Annotated in this window: 9 protein-coding genes; 6 read left to right on the plus strand and 3 right to left on the minus strand. The window is 60.2% G+C overall.

Annotated elements, in window-relative coordinates; genetic code table 11:
• Positions 1–88: 88 nt before the first annotated feature.
• The 3 genes from ligB to MMG91_RS28115 form a co-directional block, all read right to left on the minus strand.
• On the minus strand, positions 89–1768 hold the full coding sequence (gene ligB, locus MMG91_RS28105) for an NAD-dependent DNA ligase LigB (protein ID WP_310661373.1): 1680 nt from the start codon (positions 1766–1768) through the stop codon (positions 89–91).
• 168 nt (positions 1769–1936) lie between these two features.
• The gene (metK, locus tag MMG91_RS28110; RefSeq protein ID WP_123500165.1) at positions 1937–3127 is read right to left on the minus strand and encodes a methionine adenosyltransferase; all 1191 of its coding nucleotides are present in this window, start codon (positions 3125–3127) and stop codon (positions 1937–1939) included.
• 18 nt (positions 3128–3145) lie between these two features.
• Complete coding sequence (locus tag MMG91_RS28115; protein WP_310661374.1) at positions 3146–4141, minus strand: metalloregulator ArsR/SmtB family transcription factor; 996 nt, start codon at positions 4139–4141, stop codon at positions 3146–3148.
• Positions 4142–4414: 273 nt separating this feature from the next.
• Here MMG91_RS28115 and tkt point away from each other — a divergent pair, with 273 nt between their 5' ends.
• The 6 genes from tkt (at position 4415) to fba (ending at position 10777) form a co-directional block, all read left to right on the plus strand.
• Positions 4415–6412: a transketolase gene (gene tkt, locus MMG91_RS28120; RefSeq protein ID WP_305447223.1), complete on the plus strand. Its 1998-nt coding sequence runs from the start codon at positions 4415–4417 to the stop codon at positions 6410–6412.
• Positions 6413–6564: 152 nt separating this feature from the next.
• Positions 6565–7626 (plus strand): erythrose-4-phosphate dehydrogenase, encoded by a 1062-nt coding sequence (gene epd / locus MMG91_RS28125; RefSeq protein ID WP_310661375.1) that lies wholly within the window; start codon positions 6565–6567, stop codon positions 7624–7626.
• A 25-nt stretch (positions 7627–7651) separates the two neighbouring features.
• The gene (locus tag MMG91_RS28130) at positions 7652–8815 is read left to right on the plus strand and encodes a phosphoglycerate kinase (protein WP_007894933.1); all 1164 of its coding nucleotides are present in this window, start codon (positions 7652–7654) and stop codon (positions 8813–8815) included.
• Between the two features lie 34 nt (positions 8816–8849).
• Positions 8850–9071, plus strand: coding sequence for a hypothetical protein (locus MMG91_RS28135; protein ID WP_310661376.1), 222 nt, complete (start codon positions 8850–8852; stop codon positions 9069–9071).
• Between the two features lie 56 nt (positions 9072–9127).
• Positions 9128–9460 carry an MliC family protein gene (locus MMG91_RS28140; protein ID WP_305424760.1) on the plus strand — a complete coding sequence of 111 codons (333 nt, stop codon included), beginning with the start codon at positions 9128–9130 and terminating at the stop codon, positions 9458–9460.
• Between the two features lie 252 nt (positions 9461–9712).
• A complete protein-coding gene (fba, locus tag MMG91_RS28145) occupies positions 9713–10777 on the plus strand; it encodes a class II fructose-bisphosphate aldolase (RefSeq protein ID WP_008081027.1) in 1065 nt (354 codons plus the stop codon).
• The last annotated feature ends 73 nt before the right edge of the window (positions 10778–10850 follow it).

Here is a 10850-nt window from a genome sequence, read left to right on the forward strand (position 1 = left end):
AAGCTCCAGGTGAAAAATTCAATATAGCGATGGGCTGTTTGAGCGCATCGGCCCCTTTGGGTTCCCGGTTCTCAGGCCGGGTTGGCGTCTAGAAACCGTCAATCCCGGCAACACGTAATGTCTCACTCAAGGCCAGGACCTGCGGGTCGCGGAAAAATGCGCTCAATTGCGCTGCGCGCCCCGGGCCGATGCCGGCTTCGGCCTGCCATTGTTCGGTGTCTCGTTGGGCCAGCGCCTGCCATGAGTCGGCGAGGCGTGCCTGGCCGGTTGGCGGCAACCCCAAGGCTTTGAGCCAGCGAGCGAATGGGCGTTGCCGGGCACTGTTGAAGCTGTTCAAAAGACGAGCACTGCTGCGCTCGCCGAAGCCGTCAATCTTAGCAAGCTCTTGCTCATCGAGGGTCATCCAATCGACCAAGCTGCCGAGGCGTTCGGCCTTGAGCAGTTTCTCCCAGGTGCCTGGTCCGACATGAGGCAAGGCCAGTCCCTGTTTGCCGCTGAGCCAGCTCAGGCGTGCGAGGAATTGGCTTTCGCAGCCGGGTGTCGGTTGCCAGCAGCTTAAGGAATGAAAGTCTGCCGCCAGCGGTACATTCAATTCCGGGCGTTCGGTGCTGCGCAATACGACACCATCGAGTCTGGGGATGGTCAGCCCCGCCAGGCTGATAGCGACCTGATCGCCGGGACGAATGTCCAGCGCTTCCCAGCGTTGCAGGGAGCTGACACTCACACGCTTGATCTGCCGGTCATCGAGCGTCACCGGTACCAGATCCAGCACCGGGGTGATCCGGCCGGTTCGTCCGATCTTGAAATGGACCTTGCGCACCTCGGCCAGCGCCTGGGCGAAAGGGTATTTCCAGGCGACGCTCCAGTAAGGCGTTTTCGCCTGCCAGCGCTCGGCCGGTGGGCGTTGGTCCTGTCGCAGCACGACCCCATCGGTGGCAAAGGGCAGGGGCGAGCGATACCAGTGATCGCGCCAGCGTTCGGCATCGGCAAATGCCTCGATCGGCTGACTGTAGGGTGCCGTGCTCGGGAACCCCAATTCATCCAGAGCCGCTACGCGAGCTGGCAGGTTTTTCGGGCCTTGTGGCCAGTCCCAGACAAACAATCCGATACCGGCGGCTTGCTCGGTGCTCAGCGCCTTGCGCGCCATCAGCCCGGCCACCGTGGCGCGGGCATTGAGGCTGCCGGCCTGGGCTTGTACGTGTTCGGTCAGGCGCCAATAGAGTTCGCCTTGCAGCAGCAAGTCCATCGACCGCGGAAGCTTTTGAGGGATGGCGGCGATCTGGCGCGCCGACGCGGTCCAGTCCTGGCCGTTTACCCCGTCCCCCCGACTGATCGCCCGGTGCAACCAGCCGTTGCGATAGATCAACGTCACCGCCACACCGTCGACCTTGGGCTGAATCCAGACTTCGCCCCGATCTTTTAGCCAGGCTTCGACGGCGCGCCCATCGCGCAGCTTTTCCAGGCCAGTGTGGGCGATGGGGTGAGCAACCGTGCCGCCGGCCGTGCGCAACGGTTCGGCAGAGGCGCCTGAATCAAAACATTCACGCCATTCGGTCAGTCGCGCACGGGACTGATCGTAGAGTTCGTCGGCAATCAGCGACTGGCCTTCACGGTGGTAGCTGTCGTCCCAGCGATCGATTTGCTGTTGCAGGGTGGTGATTTCTTTCTGTGCTCGGGCGGGCGGCCAGTCGGGGCATTCGGCGGCATTGGCGGTCAGGCAGGCGAAGGCCAGCAGGGATCCGAAAAACAGGCGCAGGTTGGGCAGCATCGAGAGCGTCCTTGCTCAGTGGGATGCTTTCAAGGCTAGTCAGATTTCGGGTGTGGGTTGCAAGGGTGTAATTCTGAGTGTTTCCAAGAGCGAAGATCAAAAGATCTTTCCCATGAAAAAGCCCCGCACGGTGAACCGTGCGGGGCTTTGGGTACCGCCGGGGAAGTCTTACAGGCCGGCCGCGACACGCAGGTCGTCGGCGCGGTCGGTTTTTTCCCAGGTGAAAGTGGTGAACGTATCGTCGCCCACAGTCTTGGTTGCCGGGGTGCGACCGAAGTGGCCGTACGCAGCGGTTTCCTGGTACATCGGGTGCAGCAGGTCGAGCATGGTGGTGATCGCGTATGGACGCAGGTCGAACACTTCGCGAACCAGTTTGACGATCTTGTCGTCGCTGATTTTGCCGGTGCCGAAGGTGTTCAACGAAATCGACGTAGGCTGGGCAACACCGATCGCGTAGGAAACCTGAATCTCGCAACGCTCGGCCAAGCCGGCAGCGACGATGTTCTTGGCCACGTAACGACCGGCGTAGGCCGCCGAACGGTCAACCTTCGATGGATCCTTGCCGGAGAACGCGCCGCCGCCGTGACGGGCCATGCCGCCGTAGCTGTCGACGATGATCTTGCGACCGGTCAGGCCGCAGTCGCCAACCGGGCCACCGATGATGAATTGGCCGGTCGGGTTGATGTGGAACTGGGTGTCCTTGGACAGCAACTCGGCAGGCAGTACGTGCTTGACGATCAGTTCCATCACGCCTTCGCGCAGGTCTTTGTAGGACACGTCAGGGTTGTGCTGGGTCGACAGTACAACGGCGTCGATACCGACAACCTTGCCGCCTTCGTAACGGCAAGTCACTTGCGACTTGGCGTCCGGGCGCAGCCAAGGCAGCAGGCCGGATTTACGGGCTTCGGCTTGCCTTTGCACAAGCTGGTGCGAGAAGGTGATCGGTGCTGGCATCAGCACGTCGGTTTCGTTGCTGGCGTAGCCGAACATCAGGCCCTGGTCGCCGGCGCCCTGGTCTTCAGGCTTGGCACGATCAACACCTTGGTTGATGTCAGGGGACTGCTTGCCGATGATGTTCATCACGCCGCAGGTCGCACCGTCGAAGCCGACATTGGAGCTGTTGTAGCCGATGTCGAGAATCACGTTCCGGACGATGTCTTCCAGATCGACCCAGGCCGATGTGGTGACTTCACCTGCGATGATTGCCACGCCGGTTTTTACCAGAGTCTCGACCGCTACACGGGCGAATTTGTCTTCAGCAATGATGGCGTCCAGCACCGCATCGGAAATCTGGTCGGCGATTTTGTCCGGATGCCCTTCAGACACGGACTCGGAGGTGAAGAGGGAGTATTCGCTCATCTCGATTTTTTCCTGAATTTACCGATGGTGAGTGTCGCCAGCCGGTCGCTGAAAATGGCGGACCTGAATCTGGAAACCATTACGTAAGCCTACATAGAGGCTTTCCCCGGGAACGAGTCCCGCAGCGGTGGCCCAACGGGCCAGATCGTCCTGTTCAAACCCCAACCAGAGATCACCGCAGGCCTCCCTGGCCCAACTCTGGTTGTGGCTACATAACTCTGTCACGAGCAAGCTACCGCCCGGTTGCAGCAAGTCGGCCATGCGCTTGAGTGCTTCGGCCGGCGCGGCGAAATGGTGCAGTACCATGTTCAATACAACGCAATCAGCCTTGAGGCTTACACCGTTCAATGCATCGGCCAATTGCAGGCTGACGTTAGCCAGCATTTCACGTTCACAGACCTGACGGGCCAGATCAAGCATCGCCGGGCTGTTGTCCAGCGCCGTGACTTGAGCAAAACGACGCGCCAGTTCCGGCAAAAAACCGCCATCGCCAGGGCCCACTTCGATGGCTGTGGCGCCGGGGCCGAAACTCAACTTGTCGAGCAATGCCACCACGCTTTCGCGGTATTGCGGCAGGCCGGCGATCAGGTCTTGTTGGGCGCGAAACTTCTCCGCAACCCGTGAGAAAAAGTCCTGGCTGGCCGCCGCTCGCTGTCCGTGGACCTGACCGATCCGCGACTGAACGTCAGTCGGCAGGGTCAGGTTGTCCACTTCTTCCAGCAGTGCGGCATGCAGCTTGCCGCCCAGCAGATCGGTGTGGGGCAGGGCGCGACGGTAGAAAATCGCATTGCCTTCACGACGGGTCGCCACCAGATCGGCCTGGGCCAAAACCTTGAGGTGATGACTCATGCCGGACTGACCGATGCCGAAGATCTGCGCCAGTTCCAGTACGCCGAACGAATCGTTGGCCAGCGCGCGCAATACATTCAGCCGCAGAGGATCGCCGCCGGCCTTGCACAGGGCCGCCAGCTCATCGCAATCGTCATGTCGAATGGAAGGTATGCGTAAATTCATAAGGCCAGCAGTCTAGTGACGCTCAGAAATCACCGCAAGAGCAATATCAAAAAGTTTTGATATTGCTCGATAGATGGCACTTCTCAGCGTTAGGTTCAGTCAGCAAACGAACGGCGGAAAGGTTTCACCAGTCGAATACGTCGTTATCCATTGGAAAAACGCCTTCAGATGACTATCTGTCATTGCCCCGAAGGCGGTCGGTGAGGGAAAATGCTCGCCTTTTTTCCGTTTCGTTTTATTCACTCTCGATTCAATATCCGCAGGAGATCAGCGATGCCCAGCCGTCGTGAGCGTGCCAACGCCATTCGTGCCCTCAGCATGGATGCCGTGCAAAAAGCCAACAGCGGCCATCCCGGTGCCCCTATGGGTATGGCGGATATCGCCGAAGTACTTTGGCGTGACTACCTGAAGCACAGCCCGAGCAATCCATCGTTCGCTGACCGTGACCGCTTCGTGCTGTCCAACGGCCACGGTTCGATGCTGATCTACTCGCTGCTGCACCTGACCGGCTACGACCTGTCGATCGATGACCTGAAAAACTTCCGCCAGCTGCACAGCCGCACGCCGGGTCACCCGGAATTCGGCTACACCCCGGGCGTTGAAACCACCACCGGTCCATTGGGCCAAGGCCTGGCCAACGCCGTGGGTTTCGCTCTGGCAGAAAAAGTCCTGGCGGCGCAGTTCAACCGTCCCGGCCATAACATTGTCGATCACCACACCTACGTGTTCCTGGGTGATGGCTGCATGATGGAAGGCATTTCCCACGAAGTCAGCTCCCTGGCCGGTACGCTGGGCCTGGGCAAGCTGATCGCCTTCTATGATGACAACGGCATCTCCATCGACGGCGAAGTCGAAGGCTGGTTCACCGACGACACGCCGAAGCGTTTCGAGGCCTACAACTGGCAAGTGATCCGCAACGTCGACGGTCACGACCCGGAAGAAATCAAGATCGCCATCGACACGGCGCGCAAAAGCGAGCAGCCGACGCTGATCTGCTGCAAGACCACCATCGGTTTCGGTTCGCCGAACAAGCAAGGCAAGGAAGACTGCCACGGCGCCCCATTGGGTGACGCGGAAATCGCCCTGACCCGTGAAGCACTGAAGTGGAACCACGGCCCGTTCGAAATCCCGGCCAACATTTATGCCGAGTGGGACGCCAAGGAAGCCGGTCGCGCTGCCGAAGCCGAGTGGGATCAGCGTTTCGCTGCTTACTCCGCTGCCTTCCCGGAGCTGGCCAACGAACTGATTCGTCGTCTGAGTGGCGACCTGCCGGAAGACTTCGCTGAAAAAGCCTCGGCGTATATCGCTGAAGTCGCGGCCAAAGGCGAAACCATCGCCAGCCGTAAAGCCAGCCAGAACGCCCTGAACGCGTTCGGCCCGCTGCTGCCGGAATTGCTCGGCGGTTCGGCTGACCTGGCCGGTTCCAACCTGACCCTGTGGAAAGGTTGCAAAGGCGTCACCGCCGAAGACGCCAGCGGCAACTACATGTACTACGGCGTTCGCGAGTTCGGCATGAGCGCGATCATGAACGGTGTGGCCCTGCACGGCGGCCTGGTGCCTTACGGCGCGACCTTCCTGATGTTCATGGAATACGCCCGCAACGCAGTGCGCATGTCGGCGCTGATGAAGAAACGCATCATCTATGTGTTCACCCATGACTCCATCGGTCTGGGCGAAGACGGCCCGACTCACCAGCCGATCGAGCAACTGGCCAGCCTGCGCTGCACGCCGAACCTCGACACCTGGCGTCCAGCCGATGCCGTTGAATCGGCAGTGGCCTGGAAATGCGCTCTGGAGCGTGACGACGGTCCTTCGGCACTGATCTTCTCCCGTCAGAACCTGCAGCACCAAACCCGCAATGCGATCCAGATCGAAGAGATCGCCCGTGGCGGTTACGTGTTGAAGGACTGCGCAGGCGAGCCTGAGCTGATCCTGATCGCCACCGGTTCGGAAGTCGGCCTGGCCGTTCAAGCCTTCGACAAACTGACCGAGCAAGGCCGCAAGGTACGTGTTGTTTCGATGCCGTGCACCAGCGTCTTCGAAGCCCAGGATGCCGGCTACAAGCAATCGGTTCTGCCATTGCAGGTCAGCGCCCGTATCGCCATCGAAGCCGCCCACGCGGACTACTGGTACAAGTACGTGGGCCTGGAAGGCCGCGTGATCGGCATGACCACCTACGGCGAGTCGGCGCCTGCGCCTGCCTTGTTCGAAGAGTTCGGCTTCACCCTGGAAAACATCCTGGGTCAGGCTGAAGAGCTGCTGGAAGACTAAGTTCAGGGTATGTATTGCCTGTTCTGACGCTATCGCGGGCAAGCCCGCTCCCACAGGGATTTTCACCGTCCATGTGGGAGCGGGCTTGCCCGCGATAGCGGTCGGTCAGGCAACGCTGCAATGACGGATTCACCACGGTAATCGAGAACCCCATGCCTCAACCGCGTCCTTACAAAGTTGCACTCAACGGCTACGGCCGGATTGGTCGTTGCGTCTTGCGTGCGTTGTTTGAGCGAGGCGAAAAGGCCGGGTTTGAAATTGTCGCGATCAACGATCTGGCCGACATGGCCAGCATCGAATACCTGACACGTTTCGACTCCACTCACGGGCGTTTTCCCGGCGAAGTGAGGGTCGAGGGCGATTGTCTGCATATTAATGGCGACTGCGTGAAGGTCTTGCGCAGTGCCACCCCCGAAGGCATCGATTGGGCGTCACTGGGCGTCGATCTGGTGCTGGAGTGCTCCGGCGCTTACCACACCCGTGAAGACGGCCAGCGGTTCCTCGACGCCGGCGCGCCGCGTGTGCTGTTTTCCCAGCCGATGGCCAGCGAGGCGGATGTCGACGCCACCATCGTCTACGGAGTGAACCAGCATTGCCTGACCGGCGATGAGCTGTTGGTGTCCAATGCGTCCTGCACCACCAACTGCGGCGTGCCGCTGTTGCGCCTGCTGGATCAGGCCATTGGTCTGGAATACGTATCGATCACCACCATCCACTCGGCCATGAACGATCAACCGGTCATCGACGCCTATCACCACGAAGACCTGCGCCGTACCCGTTCGGCGTTCCAGTCGGTGATTCCGGTGTCCACTGGTCTGGCGCGAGGCATTGAACGCCTGCTGCCGGAACTTGCCGGGCGAATTCAGGCCAAAGCCGTGCGGGTGCCGACGGTTAACGTGTCTTGCCTCGACATTACGATGCAGACCGTAAGCGATACCGACGCCACCGAGGTCAACCGGATTCTGCGCGAGGCCGCCACCCATGGCCCGCTCAAGGGCCTTCTGGCCTACACCGAGTTACCTCACGCCAGTTGTGATTTCAATCATGACCCACATTCGGCCATCGTCGATGCCAGTCAGACCCGCGTTTCCGGCCCTCGGCTGGTGAACATCCTGGCCTGGTTCGACAACGAATGGGGTTTTGCCAATCGAATGCTGGACGTTGCAGAACACTATTTGCAAACAGCTGCACCACAACCAAAACCTGCTCTCTAAAACAGCTATCCAGGAAATGCGACCCATGACCGTGTTGAAGATGACCGACCTCGATCTGCAAGGTAAGCGCGTACTGATCCGCGAAGACCTCAACGTCCCAGTCAAGGACGGTGTTGTCACCAGCGATGCGCGAATCCTGGCTTCGCTGCCGACCATCAAGCTGGCCCTGGAAAAAGGCGCGGCAGTGATGGTCTGCTCGCACCTTGGCCGTCCGACCGAAGGCGAGTTCTCGGCCGAGAACAGCCTCAAACCAGTGGCTGACTACCTGAGCAAGGCGCTGGGCCGTGAAGTGCCGCTGGTGTCCGATTACCTGGGCGGCGTCGACGTGAAAGCCGGCGACATCGTGCTGTTCGAAAACGTGCGCTTCAACAAGGGCGAGAAAAAGAACGCTGACGAACTGGCCAAGCAATACGCGGCCCTGTGCGACGTGTTCGTGATGGACGCTTTCGGCACTGCTCACCGCGCCGAGGGTTCGACCCATGGCGTGGCCAAGTTCGCCAAAGTCGCCGCCGCTGGCCCGCTGCTGGCCGCCGAACTGGACGCACTGGGCAAGGCTCTGGGTGCCCCGGCGCAACCAATGGCCGCTATCGTTGCCGGCTCCAAAGTGTCGACCAAACTCGACGTGCTCAACAGCCTGAGCCAGATCTGCAACCAGCTGATCGTCGGTGGCGGCATCGCCAACACCTTCCTGGCCGCTGCCGGTCACCCGGTCGGCAAATCCTTGTACGAGCCGGACCTGCTGGACACCGCTCGCGAAATCGCCGCCAAAGTCAGCGTTCCGCTGCCGGTGGACGTGGTGGTTGCCAAGGAATTCGCTGAAAGCGCGACCGCGACTGTCAAGCTGATCGCCGACGTGGCCGCAGACGACATGATCCTGGACATCGGCCCACAGACCGCGGCGAATTTCGCCGAGCTGCTGAAGTCGTCCAAGACCATCCTGTGGAACGGCCCGGTGGGCGTATTCGAATTCGACCAGTTCGGTAACGGCACCAAAGTGCTGGCCCAGGCCATCGCCGAAAGCTCGGCGTTCTCCATCGCTGGCGGCGGCGACACCCTGGCAGCCATCGATAAATATGGCGTTGCCGAGCAAATCTCCTACATTTCTACCGGCGGCGGCGCGTTCCTCGAATTCGTCGAAGGCAAAGTGCTGCCGGCCGTTGAAGTCCTGGAAAGTCGGGCCAAGGCCTGAGGCCGCGCATTTGACCAGGCAAAGGAGTGTTCACATGGTCAGGACATTAATACTGTTGATCGCCGCGGGCATGCTGGCGGCTTGCGGGAGTAACCCGAAAGCCACGCCGGAACCCGCGCCTTCCGCGACGGATAAAGGCTGCTATCAGGCCGACTGGCAAGCGGAAACCAACCCGGTGATCAACAAGCGTTCCGGGCCCGATGGCCTGGACAAATACGAGACACATGTCCCGGCCAAGGAACATGGTTGCCCTTGAGGGGTCAGACTCTTTACTCAAGGCTGGCAGCGTGCGCTGTCAGTCGAGGAACACGGATGAAACGCTTTATCGCCGTTGCGGCACTGGCATTGCTGGCAGGTTGCGCCAATTTGAATCTGTTCAACACTGCCGAGCCAGCGGACAGCTGGACCACCTGGACCTGCGACAGCCAGGCCAAAGTGCTCTGGCGCTACACTGACATCAACCGCAAGGAAGTCGATGTTCGCCTGGGCGGTGCCGATCAGGTCTACCGCTTGAAGCTTGAGCCGGGCGCTGAAGGTTCGCTGTACAGCAACGACATGCTGGCGTTTCACGTAAAAGGTGAGGAAGGCCTGGTGTACTGGGTCGCCACCAATGATTTGATCGGCCGCGGTTGTAAAGCGCAGTAATTGACACACCACGGACCTAATGTGGGAGCGAGCCTGCTCGCGATAGCGGTTTGACAGTCGCAGTACTGTTGGCTGCCAGACCCTCATCGCGAGCAGGCTCGCTCCCACAGTGGTTCTGTGTAGTTCTTGAGGTTTTTGTAGCACCGAATTCGCAGCCCGGGGCCAACCCCCGATCTGCAATAACTTGAATAGCCGCCGCCGCTACGGCAGGCTGGCACGATTAACGACCCTCAACCGGGAGAGACACACACAATGGCACTTATCAGCATGCGCCAGATGCTGGACCACGCAGCCGAGTTTGGCTACGGCGTTCCAGCCTTCAACGTCAACAACCTTGAACAGATGCGCGCCATCATGGAAGCCGCTGACAAGACTGACTCCCCGGTGATCGTCCAGGCTTCGGCCGGTGCTCGCAAATACGCAGGCGCCCCGTTCCTGCGTCACCTGATCCTGGCGGCCATCGAAGAATTCCCGCACATCCCGGTGTGCATGCACCAGGACCACGGCACCAGCCCTGACGTCTGCCAGCGCTCGATCCAACTGGGCTTCAGCTCGGTGATGATGGACGGCTCCCTCGGCGAAGACGGCAAGACCCCGACCGACTACGACTACAACGTCCGTGTTACCCAACAAACCGTAGCCATGGCTCACGCCTGCGGCGTCTCGGTAGAAGGCGAGCTGGGCTGCCTGGGTTCGCTGGAAACCGGTATGGCCGGTGAAGAAGACGGCATCGGCGCCGAAGGCGTTCTGGATCACAGCCAAATGCTGACCGACCCGGAAGAAGCCGCTGACTTCGTCAAACGCACCCAAGTCGATGCCCTGGCCATCGCCATCGGCACCAGCCACGGCGCCTACAAGTTCACCAAGCCACCTACCGGCGACGTGCTGGCCATCGACCGCATCAAAGAAATCCACAAACGCATCCCGAACACTCACCTGGTGATGCACGGTTCGTCTTCGGTTCCGCAAGAGTGGCTGGCGATCATCAACCAGTACGGCGGCGACATCAAAGAAACCTACGGCGTACCGGTTGAAGAAATCGTCGAAGGCATCAAGCACGGCGTGCGCAAGGTCAACATCGATACCGACCTGCGTCTGGCATCCACCGGTGCGATGCGTCGCCTGATGGCTACCAACCCGAGCGAATTCGACCCGCGTAAATTCTTCGGCGCCACCGTGACTGCCATGCGCGACGTGTGCATCGCCCGTTACGAAGCCTTCGGTACCGCAGGCAACGCTTCGAAGATCAAGCCGATCTCCCTGGAAGCGATGTATCAGCGTTATCTGAAGGGTGAGTTGAACGCTAAGGTCAACTAATCCTTCAGCGTTTACAAAAAAACCCGCAGAAACAGACTGTGTGAAAACGCCCTGATGAAGGCAAAAACAAACG

This window comes from Pseudomonas sp. JL3, from assembly GCF_031570575.1.
Classification (GTDB): domain Bacteria; phylum Pseudomonadota; class Gammaproteobacteria; order Pseudomonadales; family Pseudomonadaceae; genus Aquipseudomonas; species Aquipseudomonas cucumis.

Excerpts from the sequence above, each read along its gene's own strand:
- ligB (WP_310661373.1), bottom strand. The coding sequence starts at position 1,768 with ATGCTGCCCAACCTGCGCCTGTTTTTCGGATCCCTGCTGGCCTTCGCC.
- metK (WP_123500165.1), bottom strand. The coding sequence starts at position 3,127 with ATGAGCGAATACTCCCTCTTCACCTCCGAGTCCGTGTCTGAAGGGCAT.
- MMG91_RS28115 (WP_310661374.1), bottom strand. The coding sequence starts at position 4,141 with ATGAATTTACGCATACCTTCCATTCGACATGACGATTGCGATGAGCTG.
- tkt (WP_305447223.1), top strand. The coding sequence starts at position 4,415 with ATGCCCAGCCGTCGTGAGCGTGCCAACGCCATTCGTGCCCTCAGCATG.
- epd (WP_310661375.1), top strand. The coding sequence starts at position 6,565 with ATGCCTCAACCGCGTCCTTACAAAGTTGCACTCAACGGCTACGGCCGG.
- MMG91_RS28130 (WP_007894933.1), top strand. The coding sequence starts at position 7,652 with ATGACCGTGTTGAAGATGACCGACCTCGATCTGCAAGGTAAGCGCGTA.
- MMG91_RS28135 (WP_310661376.1), top strand. The coding sequence starts at position 8,850 with ATGGTCAGGACATTAATACTGTTGATCGCCGCGGGCATGCTGGCGGCT.
- MMG91_RS28140 (WP_305424760.1), top strand. The coding sequence starts at position 9,128 with ATGAAACGCTTTATCGCCGTTGCGGCACTGGCATTGCTGGCAGGTTGC.
- fba (WP_008081027.1), top strand. The coding sequence starts at position 9,713 with ATGGCACTTATCAGCATGCGCCAGATGCTGGACCACGCAGCCGAGTTT.